This window comes from Shewanella oncorhynchi, from assembly GCF_030848765.1.
Taxonomy (GTDB): Bacteria; Pseudomonadota; Gammaproteobacteria; order Enterobacterales; family Shewanellaceae; genus Shewanella; species Shewanella oncorhynchi.
In genome coordinates, this window is the sequence record NZ_CP132914.1 from 4,022,377 (window position 1) to 4,039,876 (window position 17,500).

Genomic DNA, 17,500 nt, shown 5'->3' on the forward strand with positions numbered 1-17,500 from the left:
TTATCAGCCTCGCTTGGCCGCGATCATCGCCAAACTCGTATCTAACATACGATTGGCAAAACCCCACTCGTTATCGCACCACAGGAGTAACTTCACCAACTGACCGGCGCTCACGCGGGTCTGGGTACCATCGACAATACTGGAGCGCGGATCATGGTTGAAATCACATGAGACTAAGGGCTCATCAGTATAGCCTAAGATGCCGTTAAATCGCCCATTGGCGGCTGATTCCAGCACCTGATTGACTGTGGCAATATCGACGGTTTTTTCTAAGGTCACGGACAAATCGATGGCGGTCACGTTGATGGTGGGCACGCGCACCGAAATCGCTTCAAACTTATTTTTCATGTGCGGCAAGATCCGCTCAATGCCGCGGGCAAGTTTAGTGTCGACAGGGATAATCGATTGACCAGCAGCACGGGTTCGACGCAAATCATCATGGTAAGCATCAATCACTTGCTGATCGTTCATCGCCGAATGGATAGTGGTAATGGCACCGCTTTTAACGCCAAAGTGGCGATCGAGCACATCGATCACAGGCACGATACAGTTTGTGGTGCAAGAAGCGTTGGACACCACAGTGTGTTCGGCGCGGAGTAAATCGTGATTCACACCATAGACAATCGTGCCATCGACATCCGCTGAGGATGGATGGCTTATCAGCACTTGTTTAGCGCCAGCATGAATATGGGCTTCGCAGCTTTGACGATCAACTAATACGCCTGTGGCTTCATAGACAATATCTATGTCCATCTCGTGCCAAGGGAGTTTTGCCGGATCGGGCTCGTGGAGGATTTTTATCGCATCGTCGCCAATCAGCATATGATCATCAACAAGCTTCACTTTATGCGCAAACCGACCGTGGGTGGTGTCGTACTGGGTCAGATGAATAATGGCTTCAGGTTTAGCTAATTCATTAATCGCGACAATCTGCATTTGCTGCCGTTTTCCAGACTCATATAAAGCTCGGAGAATAGAGCGGCCGATACGGCCATAACCATTGATAGCGACTCGGATCATTGAGGTCTCAATTTCCTCTTAATACAAAAACGGCCTGCAAACGATTGCAGGCCGCATTATACAGATTAACACTTAAAAAGTTTAACCTTTTGTATTGAATCTAATCCCTTGAGCGATTAGCCCAATGATTTTGCAGCATTCAGCACATTTTCAACGGTGAAACCGAAGTGATTCAATAGCACGTTACCCGGCGCAGACTCACCAAATGTGGTCATGCCCACAACTGTGCCTTCAAACCCGACGTACTTGTACCAGAAATCGGTATGCGCCGCTTCAATAGCCACACGTTTAGTCACAGCACGTGGTAATACAGATTCTTTATACGCGGCATCTTGCTTATCGAACTCAGTTGTCGATGGCATAGAGACGACGCGAACGTGTTTACCTTGCTCAGTCAGTGCAGCGGCTGCATCCATTGCCAATTGTACTTCGCTACCAGTTGCGATCAGGATCAGTTCTGGTGTACCCGCACAGTCTTGCAGTACATAAGCACCTTTAGCCACATTAGCTAATTGCTCAGCGGTACGCGCTTGAGCTTTCAGGTTTTGACGGCTGAAGATCAGTGACGTAGGTGCATTACGGCGCTCAATCGCAGCTTTCCAAGAAACTGCCGTTTCTGCCGCATCACATGGACGCCATACGGCCATATTTGGCGTCATACGCAGGTTAGCTAATTGCTCAACTGGTTGATGCGTTGGGCCATCTTCACCTTGACCGATAGAGTCATGGGTATAAACGAAGATGTTTTGAATACCCATCAGCGCCGACATACGGACTGCGTTACGGGCGTATTCCATGAACATCATGAACGTTGCGCCGTAGTTGATGAAACCACCATGCAGCGAAGCACCGTTCATAATGCCGCTCATGCCGAATTCACGCACGCCGTAGTAAATGTAGTTACCAGCTGGATCGTCTTGAATACCTTTAGAACCTGACCACAGTGTCAAGTTAGAACCCGCTAAGTCAGCAGAGCCGCCTAACAGTTCAGGCAACATAGCGCCAAATGCACCGATAGCATTTTGTGACGCTTTACGGCTCGCAATCCCTTCGGCTTTGTCCTGTGATGCTTGAATAAATGCCTGCGCTTTTTCTTCGAAATCAGCAGGTAATTCACCTTTCAGTACACGGCGCTCGTATTCAGCAGCCAGTTCTGGGTGAGCTGCGCTATAAGCTGCAAACTTCTCGTTCCACGCTGCTTCACGGGCCGCACCAGCTTCTTTGGCATCCCAACCGGCATAAACATCAGCAGGGATTTCAAATGGTGCATGTGGCCAGCCAAGGAATTCACGGGCGGCTGCGATTTCTGCATCGCCTAGTGGCGCGCCGTGACAATCGTGGCTGCCAGATTTGTTGGGTGAACCAAAACCGATAATGGTTTTGCAGCAAATCATGGTTGGTTTATCGGTAACGGCTTTAGCCGCTTCGATAGCAGCACGGATTGCCGCGCTATCGTGACCATCAACACCGGCAATCACATGCCAGCCGTAAGCTTCAAAACGTTTTGGTGTATCATCGGTGAACCAGCCTTCAACATGGCCATCGATAGAAATACCGTTGTCATCCCAAAATGCGATCAGTTTACCTAAACCTAAAGTACCGGCTAATGAACAGGCTTCGTGGGAAATACCTTCCATCAAACAGCCATCGCCGAGGAAGCAGTAAGTGTAGTGATCAACGATATCGTGACCATCACGGTTAAACTGTGCCGCTAAGGTTTTCTCAGCAATCGCCATACCAACAGCATTGCTAATGCCCGCACCGAGTGGACCCGTTGTGGTTTCAACACCTGGGGTGTAACCGTATTCTGGGTGACCCGGTGTTTTAGAATGCAATTGACGGAACTGTTTTAGCTCTTCAATTGGTAATTCATAACCAGTCAGGTGAAGTAAAGAGTAGATCAGCATTGAACCGTGACCGTTAGAGAGGATAAAACGATCTCTATCTACCCATTTCGGATTGTTCGGGTTGTGCTTAAGGAAATCATTCCACAGCACTTCAGCAATATCTGCCATACCCATTGGGGCGCCGGGATGGCCTGAATTTGCTTTTTGAACTGCATCCATACTTAACGCACGGATTGCGTTTGCGAGTACTTTACGGGAAGACATGCTCTCTCCTGCTTGTTTGTGGGGTCTAGCGGGCAATTTGGATGCATATTTTCCCCTACATGCCAGTGTGACGCAAACTAAAATTGCCATTCACTCAGCAAAAGATGGCCGAATATGTACCCAAACAACCTGAAGATGCAGGATTCAGGTAGCTTGAGTATATAAGTCGCAGAAACAACCCTGTCACTTTGCTGGCGTTTACTTGAGAGGACATAGCAAGGATCACTTGTAATGGAGAAATAAATTTCTCAAAAACATAGCAAACTTAATACTATGAAATATAAGAAAAATAACCTATTTATGACTGAGCGTAGTCGTTTTCAGGTCACAATCTGAGAGGATTTTTTATTATCGGGGGTGATCGGCAATCGGATTTAAACTAAAATAGCCGTCTAGATGTAGATGCTTCTACACGTTTGAATGCTAACGACGAGATTTTCCTACTATGGCAAAGCACTTGTTTACTTCTGAGTCGGTCTCAGAAGGTCATCCCGATAAGATTGCAGATCAGATTTCTGATGCTGTGCTAGATGCAATTCTGGCTCAAGATCCAAAAGCACGCGTAGCGTGTGAAACTTATGTCAAAACCGGCATGGTATTAGTAGGTGGTGAAGTCACTACCTCTGCCTGGGTTGATATTGAAGAAATCACCCGTAAAACGGTGCGTGAAATTGGTTATACCCATTCAGATATGGGGTTTGATGCAGACTCGTGCGCAGTATTAAACGCCATTGGTAAGCAATCACCCGACATTAATCAAGGTGTAGACCGCGCAGACCCTGCAGAGCAAGGTGCTGGCGATCAAGGGTTAATGTTTGGCTATGCCAACAACGAAACCGACATTCTGATGCCTGCACCTATCACCTATGCCCACGCATTAGTGAAACGTCAGTCTGAAGTCCGTAAAAATGGCACGCTACCTTGGTTACGCCCAGATGCGAAAAGCCAAGTCACTTTTGCCTATGATGATGGCAAAATTGTCGGTATCGATGCAGTTGTGTTATCGACTCAACACAGAGATGACGTTTCACAAGCCGACTTAATTGAAGGTGTGATGGAAACCATCATCAAGCCAGTATTACCAGCTCAATGGTTAAACAAAGATACTAAGTTCTTTATCAACCCAACTGGCCGTTTTGTTATCGGTGGTCCAGTAGGTGATTGTGGCTTAACGGGTCGTAAGATCATCGTTGACACTTACGGCGGCATGGCCCGTCATGGTGGTGGCGCATTCTCTGGTAAAGATCCATCAAAAGTGGATCGTAGCGCGGCATATGCTGCCCGTTATGTAGCAAAAAACATAGTTGCAGCAGGTCTTGCTGATCGCTGTGAAATCCAAGTGTCTTACGCTATTGGTGTGGCAGAGCCTACCTCTATCAGCATCGAGACCTTCGGTACAGGTAAGGTGTCTGAAGAAGTGCTGATCAAGTTAGTACGTCAACACTTTGAACTGCGCCCATACGGTTTAACGGCCATGCTAGATTTAGCACGTCCAATTTATCAAGCGACCGCCGCTTATGGCCACTTTGGTCGCAGCGAATTCCCATGGGAAGCGACTGATAAAGCCGAAATATTGCGCGCTGACGCGGGTCTATAGTCTTAATTCATTTCAATTTTTACACTTAAGACCCATGAAAAACCGCTACCCAGCGGTTTTTTTATGTCTGACATTTAGTTAGATTACAAATATGGCAAAATAAAAGCAGCATATACACAGACCATTAGAGTGCACAGACCCCATGACCGATAACGCCATCTTATTACAGCAACTTCAATCTTGTGCATGGGCAGCCAACGTAGGTCTGCCAGAGGAAACAGCAAAGACATACGGCACATTAGAGGAGATCGCCGCTTTTCTTGAATCCGATCCTGAAGCCTTTTTTGAAACACCTTACGAAATCCAATATGAAAGCCTGTGTGTAACTGATCATGACTTGGCAAATTCGTTAAAAACAAAGGCAGTAGTAAATGATGTGCATGCTTGGATTTCTGACAGCGAAGTCGATGAAATGTCTAAGTCAGCTTACCTCTCCACTTGGAAAATTATTCCCGTTGCAGAAATATGCGCGCTGACATCCGATGACGCTAATACGCTCGCAACACTGCTCCTAGCTGACGTTAAACTTTCAGCCTTTACGAGTGAACGCCTATCTTGGTATCTCTGTGGAAGAATACCCTTTGGTTATATTGGTACTTATCCAAACGGACAATGGCTCATTCTGTAGCCTTATACGCTAGCACCTTTAATTTTTCTGACTTCATCTAGGGTCTATTGAGCTTTCGAGGATGATTTTTAGGCAGCATGCCGATACTGATGCTACCCAATGCACGCTGGGAAACGCTTTTTCATTTAATAAACAGCACAGGCCGTGTTTATGATAAACCTGAACATAGACAAACATTCGAAGGCATTCTTTACCACCTTCTAACAGGTATCCCTTGGCAAGATTTACCCAAAGAGTTGAGCCATTGGAGTACGGTCTTTAGACGGTTTTATTTATGGTCTAAAAAGACATTCAGGCCTATTTATTCAAAGCTTTAGCGAAAATGGCCGACACGGAATGGGTCTTTATTGATGGCTCGATAGTGCGGACTCACCAGCACAGTGCAGGTGCACTGAGTAATGAGTAATGAGTAATGAGTAATGAGTAATGAGTAATGAGAGTTACCCTATTGTTTAATTGGTAGTGGATACTTTTATCAAACGGGTAACTCTCATTTTTATCTATCGCCCATGAATATCAAATAATAACTAATGCACAGAGTATTAGTTTAGAAACGTACATTCATACCAACCCAGAAGTTACGGGCCTTATCTTTGTTATTGAAATCATCAACGTAAGATGCTGTGTATCCGTTTTGGCCATTATCGTCAGAGACACAAGTTGTGCTAGTGTCACTACATTCGGTGAAGACAATATCGTATGAAGTAAAATCTTTATCAAACAAGTTATTTACTCGCATGTTGAAGGTGACAAACTCACTCGCCTGATAAGAACCACCAAGATGGAACACGTTATAACCCTTATAGTAGAGTGCAGCATCATTAATGATATCCCAAGAGCGATAACGTTTAGCACGGTATTCTGAGGTCAAGAATACGTTAAATGAGTCGGTCAACTCCCATTTTAATGTCGCGTTTGCCATATGCTTGGCACTGTTGCCGAGTGGACGGCCTTGCTCTGCACCGCTTTTCTGCTCGCTATCTGTGTAGGTATAATTAGCATTTAACGTTAAGGCATCTAGAATTTCCCAACGTCCCGCGAGCTCAGCACCTTGAATAGTAACTTTATCTATGTTGACTGTTTTGCTACTGACTGCATAACCTAAATCAGCATATTCACCCGCATCGGAACATTCTATGCTCGTACCTTTACCACAGGGTTGTGAAGCAATCTTATCGTCAAAGTCATTTTTAAAGATAGTGACGTTAAAATTATGGCCATCTGGATGAGACCAATACAGGGCGACTTCGCTGGACACACTGGTTTCAGCTTCGAGATCTGGGTTACCAAATTGCGGTGAGGTTCCTTGGCCACCAAAGCCAACGACACCATCATACAATTGTGTGGTTTTAGGTGTTTTAAAACCTGTGCTCACCCCACCCTTTACAGTCCACTCATTATTAATGGGGTAAACGCCGTATAGACGTGGGCTGAGTTGGTTGCCAAATATTTCATGATCATCATGACGTAAACCCGCAGTAACAGATAAATCAGAAGTCATGCTCCATGTATCTTCAGCAAAAACAGACCACATATTATGTTCTTGTACTGCGCCCGGCGTACCTTCTTCCATACCAAATACACCGTCTTTCAACTCACCACGAATCACCTGCGCACCCGTCACTGCGACATGATTTCCTGCAGCTTCAAATGGAATATCGAGTTTCATATCAAGCGTATATTGATTACTTGCCATTTCGCGTTTAGGTCTAGGCAGGAAAGTGGATTCAGCAATCGCTTTACGTTCGGCTTCAGTCATGCCGGTGTAATCCCCTTTACCATCAATCATCTGCAGTAGTAATACTCGCTCAGCAGTGGTAAATGGCAGTGTGCGGCCATTATTTTGTGTGTCTACATAGGATAGTGACACAAAGCTTGTACCAAAATCCCAAGCACCTTCATGGGTTAATGCCCAAGCATCACGGGTAAATTTTTGAGTCTCGCTGTAACCCGCTCGCGGATTTGAGCGTCTTGCCCATTCACCACCGCTGGCTAGACAAGCAGCCTCACGGGAACCTACGCCGCCTTTACAGAAGTTACTGGCAATCCAGAGACTATCGATATTATCAACAGTACCAAGCGGATACTCGCGTTCACCGTTATCATTGATCAGTGGTGTATTATCATAATCTTGAGATGAGGAATCTAAATCAAACCAAATTTTGTGATGTTCATTTAACGTCCAACTTAAACTCCCACCTAACATATGATTTTCGTTATCGACGGTTTTACCGCCACCACCAAAACCGAGTGAACGAGTGCGTACTTCTCCATTGGGATAATCTACTGGTGCATACTCTGGTGTTGACCCCATTCGATCATAAATACTGCCATGAATAGATAACCCAAGAACGCCTTTAATGAGGGGACCCATCACGCTGAAATCGGTAGTGATATCTTCGCCATAGGCATCATTGGTTTGATGAGTTCGGCTGTGAGTGATAGAGCCAGACCATTCGTCGCCCACTTTTTTAGTGATGATGTTCACCACACCACCTAGAGCATCTGCACCGTATAACGTTGATGCTGGCCCACGAATAACTTCAATTCGATCAATAGCATCAAGTGGTGGTACATGACCAAATTGATTGCCACCAAAACTGTTTGGATAAATATCACCATGGTTATTCTGACGCTTACCATCGACAAGGATTAAGGTATAGTCAGATCCCATACCGCGTAGACTGATGGTACCTTGCCCTGTTTTATCACGGGTTTCACCAATATCAACCCCTTCCAAGTCACGCACTGCATCTAGGAGAGTGGTATAAGGTTTTATCATCAAATCTTCTTGGGTGATAACAGAAATACTGGCAGGTGCATCAACCAATTTCTGTTCATATCCAGAGGCAGTAACAACCATAACTTCCATTTTTCTGTCGGGAGCCTCTTCGGCTTGGACAAAATTACCCGCAAATACAGCGGTAATGGCAACTGCCAAGCAAGTTTGACGAAATAACATAAACCTCTCCTGTTTAGTAAACTTAGTTTACAAATGTAATCCATAAATGATTTCGCGAATGATAATGATTAACATTAGTGAGATCAATCAAAAGTTGAATACAACAGAAATAACATTTACGTTTATAAAGTAATCACATTCCAGAAAGAGTTTTTGACATGAACTTTGAAGTTATGAGTGAAGAAAATATCGCGATTGTGGATGCGCTGGTAGACGGCGTTCGGCAATATAATGCTGGGCTCTTAGGACACGAGAAATCAGTACCTTTGACTGTCATTGCACGTGATGAAGCTGGCAAGTTGATTGGTGGTGTGGGTGGCCGAACTATCTATAAAAACTTCTTAATCAATGTCGTCTGGGTTGATGACCAAACCAGAGGCACAGGGCTTGGGCGTAAACTGATGGCACTTGCAGAAGCAGAGGCGAAACAACGCGGTTGCTTGGTAGCTCAAGTGGATACCTTATCGATTCAAGCCCCTGTATTTTATGAAAAACAAGGGTTTGAGATCATAGGCACAGTCACCACGACACCTGAGCGCTACTTTATGGTGAAAAAGTATTGATAATTGGTAAAAGTACTATTGATAAAAATGCACAAATAATATCAATGACTATAAACAGACGAATAAAATAGATTTACTCTATAAAAAAGGAAATTAAATGAAGTTATTTCTTTCCACAATAATATCTTTTCTTATGTTTGGCTGCATGTCTTATACTTCATCGATACCAGAAGGGTATACAGGAGAGCTTGCTACAATTGATGATAGTTTTCAAAGACTAAGTCGAAGTAAAGCAAGTTTTTATTATATAAAGCTAATCGATGGAGAACCTATCCATAATAGCTTAACAGCATCTTCAGCGGCTTCTAATGGAAAAGGCTCGCAATTGATTGCAATGGGCGCATCAAGGTCGATTCCAATCAAACCCATAAACTTATATCTCATCGGCCAAGTCCATCACTCCGCTCCAATCGGATATATTTTTAGCTCAACCTCAAACTATATCATTGAGGGAGAAGTTAATTTTACACCGAAGAAAAACGAAAAATATCTTATTAATGGGAGTTTAAGTGAAGATTACTCTGCGGTATGGATAGAGGATATTAACGGAAATGTTGTATCAAAAGTTATTGAGAAAAGAGGCCTATCTCATGTTTCAATAATTGACTCAGGTCTTCAACCCAAAAAGATAGAACTTTCAAAAAAAGAATTATTCCTCAAATTGGCTAGCGGAGAAAGTGAAAACTTGGTTGTTTCAAAACTAGGCAAGCCGGACAAGATTACCAAATATGGTGGAAATTTCCTGATAGAAAAACCACCTAGCGTAACCTATCAGTATGAAGGCCTTGGAAGTATCCAGTTCAGTGCACAAAAGTCAGCAGCTCTCTTTATCGAACGAGTGACCCCAAACATTGAATGGTCAGATGATATATCATCAATAAAAATGCAGTTAAACAGCACAGGAGCAACATTACAGAGTTTAGCCAAAGGCTATTATCAACAAGATCATATCAAAATAGAGGTGCTAGATTTATTTGCTGAAAAAATCTGGACTGAGAAAAAGAATGAAGATCCCTACGTGATCGATGCTGTTTCTTGGCTTTGTAAAGTGTTAGCCAAAAGCAATAACTCACGCTACAGGTCAATATTACAAAACATTGCAACTGAGGCAAACGAAAATAAACTACGAAAACATGCCAAAAATAGCTTAGACCTATTACCAGTCACGGATGTTGATCAATTCATTCCAACGGAAAATAAATTTTACTGAAAATGAATTAAAACGTGTTTGTGCCTAGTGTTAACTAGGCTTTTATATTAAAAATTGTAAATACTAAACCTTATTTTAGTACAATCTCACTTCAATTTTATATTGAGTTAATTGGCAGTGATTCTATGTAGTTTAATTATGTCGTCAGCAAACATAGACTTACCACAGACTTCTTTGGGGGGAATGTTAAAAGTAGCAATCCAAGACAAGCTGCTGAAAACCTGTTCACCTTTAGTGGCGACCTGAAGGTCAAGTATGAATTTAGCAATGATCGAAATGGGCATTTTGCATACAGAGTAGACCGATCTGCTCTTGGGATAAAATAGCGCATTCTAACGCGCTTTTGGAGTTTACACGGCTAAGTTCCTTATCGGTCAGTCGCGTAATCACCGTCGAATAGGCATTGGTTCGACCACAATCGAGCCAAATATTCCCCACTTGTACCCAATAATGCTGCACTTGCCCTGAATCGGAGATAAACTCGACTTCAAATCCCCTCGCCTCACATTCATGGTGAGCGCACTCAGATAGGACCAATCTCAAGTTGTCCCAAGCCGATAAATTGACTTCGGCATAGGCCGTTAATAGTGACTCAACAAATTGTACATTCATGTATTTATCTCCGTTATTTAACCTGAACTCGGGTTATTTACACAGTAGAGATTGAATCCTTAATTTCTATCATCGAACAACTAAGCTTGGGTCTTTGCCGCCATTAAATAATAATCTCTTGCCGAAACGGTGAAAAAATCCACCACCTGCATGTGCGCTTTACCCGAGTGAGCGGCAAAGGAGCGTTCATTATCTTCGGCGATAAAGGTCAACATATAGCTAAAATGCGGGGCAACTTGGCGACGAATTTCACTGACTAATGCCTCAAAAATCCCTTGTCCACGGTAGGCTTGCTGCACCCAAATCGGCCCGTATTGGCATGAGTTAGTCTTAGTTAATTTTGGTCCATCCCAATCGAGTTGCGGCAAACGATTCAACAAAGTGCGATAAATGGGCCAATGTTCGAAAAATCCCCAACGGCCGGCAATCACATAACCGACGATCTGCTGCTCAACCTGCGCCACTACGACCCAATGATGCTGCACTAATTCGCTCAATTCACTGTGGGAAAAAGCTTGCCCTTGCAGTCCCATATTGGCGGAAGCTAATTCATCATTAAGATGTTTTTTCTCTAGCATCGCTAATAAATCAACATCTTGAGGTAAGGCTAGTCTAATTTTCACAGTATTCTCACAGCATTATTTCGGCTTTGGGCCCAATTTCGGCCCGCCAGTATACTCGGTTGGGTTCATAGGCACAGCAAGAACAAGGCAATATTTAGTGCCTTGATTTGCTAAATATCCTTTTATTTCCCAAACTTAATGGATATTTAGCCATAGTTAGGCGTTTGTATGTTGCCAGAAACCATTAATCCCAACTTGAGTTTACTTGATAGCGACAATCAACAAGTGAATCTCACTCGCTGGATGCACCAATGTGAGCTCATCAAAAGCTATTACAACGCTAACACGGTTTTTATATTCCAAAAGACCAGCGCAGGATTTGAGATCATTGTCAGCGCAATCACTGAAACACCACAATTTACCGCGGGCACTTTGTACTCCGCAGAACTCGAACTTTTTACACAGATACAAAACAGCCAACCTGATGGTTTATATCAAAACCTCGGCAGCTTTATGTTAGAGGATTTACCAAGGGATTTTGATGGTATTCAGTATATTCTCTCACGTCCTATCGCTTGGCCGGATGGTAGCCAATTTGGTGCCCTGTGTGTACTCAACCCGCATATAACAGAGCCACTAGTCAATGCCGCTATGCTCGAACCGTTTCAGATATTGCTGCAACAAGAATTATCTCTGCTTTGCCAGAACCATCGCATTGAATCCCTTTCGATGCGCGACCAAGAAACCGGCATGCTCAATCATTATGGTTTTTTGATGATGGCGCCAAGACAGCTCAATTTAGGCCGCCGCTTTGGCGCCCATGCAGGTATCATCTTCTTTGAATTACTGAGCACGGATAACACTCCAATACCACTCGAAAATAATCACCACAGACTGTTAGGCAAGTTAATCCAAGATACGATAAGAACCGCTGACGTTGCCGCCCATTACAACTGCACTCAATTTGTGGTACTTGCTTTTGTGGATGGTGAACGGGATGTTCTACATATTATGAAGCGAGTAGAAAAGCAGCTAGAACAACAAAACCATCAGCTAAAACTTGATGTGAGCTACAGTTTTTTTACCCCAGAATCCAGCGCCAAACTTGCACCTATGATGGAACTCGCACGGAGTAAACTCGATTCAATGCGTCTACCTGTACCCCAAGCCGCAGACACGCCAGTAGAACCCGCCATTGACTCAAGCTTGTACGATAATCCCGCCGCAGATTCGGCAGAGCTTTGATTTAATGAAATTTAGGCTTAATTAGGCAGTACAAAATTACTTGGAATGCTCATCTTGGCGCTTCGCCCATTGGATAAACAGCACCACAGGATAGGGCGACATTAAGACCAACCCTAAACCAATCAGACTTGAGATCAATAACATGCCGCTTATCTCTAGACTCCATTGCGTCAACATATAAAACCCAAGTCCACAAACTAGCATCAATACACCTAACCAATGTAAAAACTTCAACAAATTCAGAGTACTTTTAAATGAGCCTGTCATATAAACCCCTTTAGATCTTACGAAAAACTTGTCACACTATGGCCATAATCATGGAAAAAGGAACCGCAACGATGTTAAAACAAACATTCATCTTAGGTGCATTACTCTTAGGCATCACAGCCTGCCAAAGTGCCGATATAGCCCCAAATGATACCATTCCATTAGAAGGCCGCTGGCACATTGAAATGGTTCAAGGCCAACCAACTATCGATTACAGCCCAGCGCAAATCACCTTTGAGGCCGAAGGTAAATTACACGGCAACAACAGCTGCAATAACTTTTTCGGTCAATATACTCAGCAAGGCGAAGAGCTTAAGCTATCTCCTGCCGGTAGCACAATGAAAGCCTGCGTGGATGCCCTAATGCAGCAAGAGCACAAAGTGATGCAAGCTATGCCATTAGTTACCAAAGCAAAATTAGTGCAAGGCCGACTTACCTTACTTAACAGCGACGACAAGCCAGTGTTAGTGTTAAGCCAAATGAAGTAACCATAAAACTTGTCAGTATAAAAAAACCGCCAATGGCGGTTTTTTTAGTTAACGAACCAGCAATAAAAGCTCCCTATGCTTTGACACTCTTAGCCGCTGCAATTTCGAGGGCGATATTCTGTTCGGCGATTACGGCGCTTTGATCTATGTCGGCATTATAATGCGCCATATCCAGCTCATCTTCAGACTTTGCAATGACAGTCGTCGCCACTAAGTCACCGGAGACGTTTACCACAGTACGCACCATATCTAAAATACGGTCAATTCCCGCAATCAATGCCACCCCTTCTAAGGGAAGCCCTACGGTTGTGAGTACTAAAGTCAACATCACTAAACCCGCACCGGGCACACCCGCAGTACCAATAGAGGCCAACGTCGCCGTTAAAATAATGGTGAGATAATCGACGACAGTCAGGTCGATACCAAACGCCTGTGCCACAAACAACACTGTGACCCCTTGGTATAATGCTGTGCCATCCATATTGATTGTGGTGCCTAACGGTAACACAAAGCTAGAGATCTTCTTATGAACCCCCAAATTTTCACTAGCACACTTCATACTCACTGGGAGCGTGCCTGCAGAGCTCGACGTGGTAAACGCCACTAACATGGCATTGCTAATCCCTTTAAAAAACTGCAGCGGGCTTAACTTCGCAAATCCGCGCAGTAACAAACTATAGAATCCAATCACATGAATAATACAGCCAAGGTACACAGCAATAATGACTTTGATCAGTGGCCAGAGCATATCAATCCCATACTCCCCCGCTACCCAAGCCATTAGACCAAATACACCGTAGGGTGCGAGCTTCATCACCATGTCGGCCATTTTATACATGGCCTCAGCTAAACTTTCGAACACTTTAATTGCAGGTTTTCCATGCTCGCCAATCAGCACTAAGGCGATACCTAAAACAATCGCAAATACTATAACTTGCAAAATTTGCCCGCTTGCTAAAGCCGCAATAGGATTCGTCGGTACTATGTCGATCAAAGTATCGACTAAAGAAGGTATTTCTTTGGCAATTTGAGCCGTGCCATCTGCCAATGACAAACCTAAACCTGCACCGGGTTGAAGAACATAACCGACAATCAAACCGATAGTGATCGCGATAGCCGTGGTAAAGAGATAAAACGCAAAAGATTTAAAACCAATACGCCCCATCTTGTTCGTATCTTGCATCGAAGTGACGCCCACAATCAGTGAGCAAAACACCAATGGCACAATCAGCATCTTAATGGAATTAACAAACAAGGTGCCTATCGGCTTTAAGTGAGTCGCTTGCTCGCCGAAGATGATGCCCACTAAAATACCTAGCACCATACCGATAACAATTTGCAGCCACAGCGGCACTGACATCCAGCGAGACCAAACACGGCCTAATGCTGACGACTTTTGTTTTGTCATATTGATAACCTTGAATTCGAAACTATGATGGGGCAAAGACCAAAACTAGCGCGCTAGTTTCTCAGTCTAAATGGGGCAATCGCCGAGTCTAGCAGAGGGGTTTTAATCGAGGGATGATCTGGGTCACGTTGAGCTAAACCGCCTTAAAATCAGTAATATTAACCAAACCAACTTTGTTAAATTGGCCGCTGAGATGTTAGTTTTCCTGCTTAAGCATCAAAATATTCTGTGACTTTTTTTGGTGCTATTTGCTGACGATAAAGCGACGCAGGCGGTTGCTCACGCTCAATCAAATAACTCCAATAATCGTCATCAAAACCACTGAAAATAAAGTCGGACTTACCGTTAGCTTTTAAGACCAACCACCACCAAACTAAACCCCATAAACCGAAGCTCAACAGCGTTAAAATAAAATGCAGACGATGATTTATCTGTTCATCAGCAGCAATATCATAGACGGGTAAAATCTTAAGTTTATAGCGGCGAGTAGACTTAATAAATCCCATCATTAACTCACTTAGTTCAGCGAAAGGACACTAGAGATAAGCCTAGCATATAAGACTTTAGTCGTACAAATATCCACAGCAATAAATAATATCAGTGCCTAACCTGCCACTGCCAAACTCGTTATCCCTCGTCGTTCCATGATAAAGTGAATCACAAAATGTTGTTTACTAAACAAGAGCGGTATTGCCAAATAACCGCCTAGGAGTTGTAGTATGTTGATTCGTAAAGCTAAGGCTCAAGACCTAATCGCCTTAGTGCAGTTTAATCAGGCCATGGCCCAAGAAACCGAAGGCCTAGCCTTAGATGAAGCGACACTGACTCGAGGTGTGGGCACGCTACTTGAGAGCCCGCAAAAAGGGTTTTACCTGGTCGCTGAAATCGCAGGTGAGCTAGTCGGCTCGCTCATGGTGACATTTGAATGGAGCGATTGGCGTGCGAAGGATTATTACTGGATCCAGAGTGTGTATATTCGCCCGAAAAATCGTCGCCAAGGCATCTATGCCAAACTCTACAGCGAAGTCAAACAACTGGCCGAAGCCAATGGTGGTGCCGCCAGCTTCCGTTTATATGTCGAGCAAGAAAATCTCGCCGCACAGCAGACCTATCAAGCGTTAGGGATGAAGCAGAGTTACTACTTAATGTACGAAGAAAAATAAGCGATTCAAATGTTATACGTAATAAAAAAGGATCGGGCCAATGGCACGATCCTTTTCTTTTTACGACTCACGATTCACATTCAAACCGCGTTCCTACTAAGATTAAAACTTAACGAAAGAAGCCAAACAGAATAGCCGTCATTGCCAATAAACCCGCTATAACCACGAAGATATTGCTGATGCGACCACGGTGTGCTTTTAATGCTGGCACTTTGTATACAGCGTACATAGGCATCAAGTACAGGATAGCCGCGATAATTGGGCCACCTAAAGCTTCAATCATATTCAAAATACTTGGGTTTTTGATTGCCACGGCCCAAATCGTCACAAACATAAACACCAGAATAAATTTGTTGATTTTTTGCTCTGAAATGCCTTTTTTATTCGTGTCTAACTGCTTAACAATAATCCCCTTCATGCCTTCTGTCGCGCCCATGTAATGGCCAAAGAAAGAAGACACAATCGCGATAAAGGCAATTAATGGACCAAAGTAGCTCACAAAACCACTTGAATGCACGTTGGCGAGATAAGACAAAATCGGTAGATTCTGAGCTTTCGCTTCGGCCAATTGTGCTGGCGATAATGACAGCACACAAGAGAACACAAACAACATCACAAAGCCCACTAACATCATGGAAGTATTACGTAAAATAACATCAGCTTTGCGAGAAGCATTCGCGCCATGGTCACGTTTCAATGACACAGAAAACTGTGAAATCGCTGGAGAATGGTTAAAGGCAAACACTAAAACTGGAATCGTTAACCAAACTGTGCCTAAAAATGCACCCGCTTCTGGTACAACGAGTAAAGCATCCATTTTCCATTCAGGGATCAGGTAGATAGACATAAAGGCCAAAATACCCACCAGCGGATACACCAGCAATTGTGTCACTTTGAGCATGAATTTCTCACCTGCGACCATTACAGCCATCATACCGAGGATCAATACACCCGATAGAATGAAGCGTGGTGGCGATGCCATGCCTAACTGATTGACGATAAAGCTATCAACAGTGTTGGTAATACCCACACCGTAAATTAATACAATCGGATAGATAGCAAAGAAATACAGTACGGTAATGGCTTTACCCGCGCCAACACCAAAATGCTCTTCAACTACTTGAGTAATGTCGCTACCAGGAATGCTTGATGAACAAACAAAACGAGATAAACCACGGTGGGCAAGATAGGTCATAGGACCAATGATCACTGCCATTAACACAAGAGGCCAAAAGCCGCCCATGCCCGCATTGATAGGTAAAAATAAAATTCCAGCGCCAACGGCAGTGCCGAACAAACTCAACATCCAAGTCGTGTCTTGGCGAGTCCAAGGTAAGTGTTTCGTTGAATCTAGATTCTGTGTGCTTTGAGGTGTTCCAAGAACACTGGTCGCATCTTTTTGCATATAAAAGTTACCTTACGGTGTGACTAGCATAATAAATTCGCGCTAAGGATAACCAAAAAAAGCCCATAAAAGTTGATCTGACACGGCTTTATGTAAGGGAATTTCATAATAAACTGATATTGAGATCTAGATCGCTGATTTAATGTAATAAGTTTTCAATACAGCATCAAAACATATACATAAAAAGCCACTTAAAAATACAAGGTATTCACCTCAAGCCAAATCCAGTGACATTACATAAGCGCCGAGAAAAACAGC

The 17,500-nt window shown here is 43.7% G+C and carries 16 protein-coding genes and 1 pseudogene; 8 read left to right on the forward strand and 9 right to left on the reverse strand.

Annotation, left to right across the window (positions count from 1 at the left end):
- Nucleotides 1-3: 3 nt before the first annotated feature.
- The gene (gene epd / locus RA178_RS17855; RefSeq protein WP_105250098.1) at nt 4-1,020 is read right to left on the reverse strand and encodes an erythrose-4-phosphate dehydrogenase; all 1,017 of its coding nucleotides are present in this window, start codon (nt 1,018-1,020) and stop codon (nt 4-6) included.
- Nucleotides 1,021-1,136: 116 nt separating this feature from the next.
- Nucleotides 1,137-3,131 carry a transketolase gene (tkt, locus tag RA178_RS17860; RefSeq protein ID WP_168824856.1) on the reverse strand — a complete coding sequence of 665 codons (1,995 nt, stop codon included), beginning with the start codon at nt 3,129-3,131 and terminating at the stop codon, nt 1,137-1,139.
- Nucleotides 3,132-3,576: 445 nt separating this feature from the next.
- On the opposite strand from tkt, the gene metK reads away from it, so the two are divergent.
- The 3 genes and pseudogenes from metK to RA178_RS17875 all read left to right on the forward strand — a co-directional run.
- Nucleotides 3,577-4,728 carry a methionine adenosyltransferase gene (gene metK / locus RA178_RS17865; protein WP_028761631.1) on the forward strand — a complete coding sequence of 384 codons (1,152 nt, stop codon included), beginning with the start codon at nt 3,577-3,579 and terminating at the stop codon, nt 4,726-4,728.
- 142 nt (nt 4,729-4,870) lie between these two features.
- A complete protein-coding gene (locus RA178_RS17870) occupies nt 4,871-5,356 on the forward strand; it encodes a hypothetical protein (protein WP_306683116.1) in 486 nt (161 codons plus the stop codon).
- Nucleotides 5,357-5,433: 77 nt separating this feature from the next.
- Nucleotides 5,434-5,759 (forward strand): annotated as a pseudogene (locus tag RA178_RS17875) (transposase); the annotation flags it as partial.
- A 144-nt stretch (nt 5,760-5,903) separates the two neighbouring features.
- Here the strand turns inward: RA178_RS17875 and RA178_RS17880 are convergent.
- Nucleotides 5,904-8,318 carry a TonB-dependent receptor domain-containing protein gene (locus RA178_RS17880; RefSeq protein ID WP_306683118.1) on the reverse strand — a complete coding sequence of 805 codons (2,415 nt, stop codon included), beginning with the start codon at nt 8,316-8,318 and terminating at the stop codon, nt 5,904-5,906.
- A gap of 158 nt (nt 8,319-8,476) precedes the next feature.
- Between RA178_RS17880 and RA178_RS17885 the strand changes: the two genes are divergently transcribed.
- Both RA178_RS17885 and RA178_RS17890 read left to right on the forward strand, forming a co-directional pair.
- A complete protein-coding gene (locus RA178_RS17885; RefSeq protein WP_306683120.1) occupies nt 8,477-8,881 on the forward strand; it encodes a GNAT family N-acetyltransferase in 405 nt (134 codons plus the stop codon).
- A gap of 97 nt (nt 8,882-8,978) precedes the next feature.
- Nucleotides 8,979-10,091, forward strand: coding sequence for a hypothetical protein (locus RA178_RS17890; RefSeq protein ID WP_263145247.1), 1,113 nt, complete (start codon nt 8,979-8,981; stop codon nt 10,089-10,091).
- Between the two features lie 261 nt (nt 10,092-10,352).
- Here RA178_RS17890 and RA178_RS17895 read toward each other — a convergent pair whose 3' ends face one another.
- Both RA178_RS17895 and RA178_RS17900 read right to left on the reverse strand, forming a co-directional pair.
- The gene (locus tag RA178_RS17895) at nt 10,353-10,703 is read right to left on the reverse strand and encodes a hypothetical protein (protein WP_131525100.1); all 351 of its coding nucleotides are present in this window, start codon (nt 10,701-10,703) and stop codon (nt 10,353-10,355) included.
- An 80-nt stretch (nt 10,704-10,783) separates the two neighbouring features.
- Nucleotides 10,784-11,326, reverse strand: a complete 543-nt coding sequence (locus RA178_RS17900) for a GNAT family N-acetyltransferase (protein WP_226060231.1) — start codon at nt 11,324-11,326, stop codon at nt 10,784-10,786.
- A gap of 168 nt (nt 11,327-11,494) precedes the next feature.
- On the opposite strand from RA178_RS17900, the gene RA178_RS17905 reads away from it, so the two are divergent.
- A complete protein-coding gene (locus RA178_RS17905) occupies nt 11,495-12,511 on the forward strand; it encodes a GGDEF domain-containing protein (protein WP_306683122.1) in 1,017 nt (338 codons plus the stop codon).
- A gap of 36 nt (nt 12,512-12,547) precedes the next feature.
- On the opposite strand, the gene RA178_RS17910 is transcribed toward RA178_RS17905, so the two are convergent.
- Nucleotides 12,548-12,778, reverse strand: a complete 231-nt coding sequence (locus tag RA178_RS17910) for a hypothetical protein (protein WP_028759411.1) — start codon at nt 12,776-12,778, stop codon at nt 12,548-12,550.
- Nucleotides 12,779-12,849: 71 nt separating this feature from the next.
- Here RA178_RS17910 and RA178_RS17915 point away from each other — a divergent pair, with 71 nt between their 5' ends.
- Nucleotides 12,850-13,266, forward strand: coding sequence for an META domain-containing protein (locus RA178_RS17915; RefSeq protein ID WP_113939802.1), 417 nt, complete (start codon nt 12,850-12,852; stop codon nt 13,264-13,266).
- 73 nt (nt 13,267-13,339) lie between these two features.
- Here the strand turns inward: RA178_RS17915 and RA178_RS17920 are convergent, their stop codons facing one another.
- Together RA178_RS17920 and RA178_RS17925 are read right to left on the reverse strand one after the other, a co-directional pair.
- Nucleotides 13,340-14,674 (reverse strand): dicarboxylate/amino acid:cation symporter, encoded by a 1,335-nt coding sequence (locus RA178_RS17920; RefSeq protein WP_306683125.1) that lies wholly within the window; start codon nt 14,672-14,674, stop codon nt 13,340-13,342.
- A 209-nt stretch (nt 14,675-14,883) separates the two neighbouring features.
- The gene (locus RA178_RS17925; RefSeq protein ID WP_113939800.1) at nt 14,884-15,180 is read right to left on the reverse strand and encodes a hypothetical protein; all 297 of its coding nucleotides are present in this window, start codon (nt 15,178-15,180) and stop codon (nt 14,884-14,886) included.
- Nucleotides 15,181-15,393: 213 nt separating this feature from the next.
- Between RA178_RS17925 and RA178_RS17930 the strand changes: the two genes are divergently transcribed.
- Nucleotides 15,394-15,837 carry a GNAT family N-acetyltransferase gene (locus RA178_RS17930; RefSeq protein WP_105250107.1) on the forward strand — a complete coding sequence of 148 codons (444 nt, stop codon included), beginning with the start codon at nt 15,394-15,396 and terminating at the stop codon, nt 15,835-15,837.
- Nucleotides 15,838-15,946: 109 nt separating this feature from the next.
- Here the strand turns inward: RA178_RS17930 and RA178_RS17935 are convergent, their stop codons facing one another.
- Entirely contained in the window at nt 15,947-17,242 is a 1,296-nt protein-coding gene (locus RA178_RS17935; protein ID WP_028761640.1) for an SLC5/6 family protein, read from the reverse strand.
- Nucleotides 17,243-17,500 lie beyond the last annotated feature (258 nt).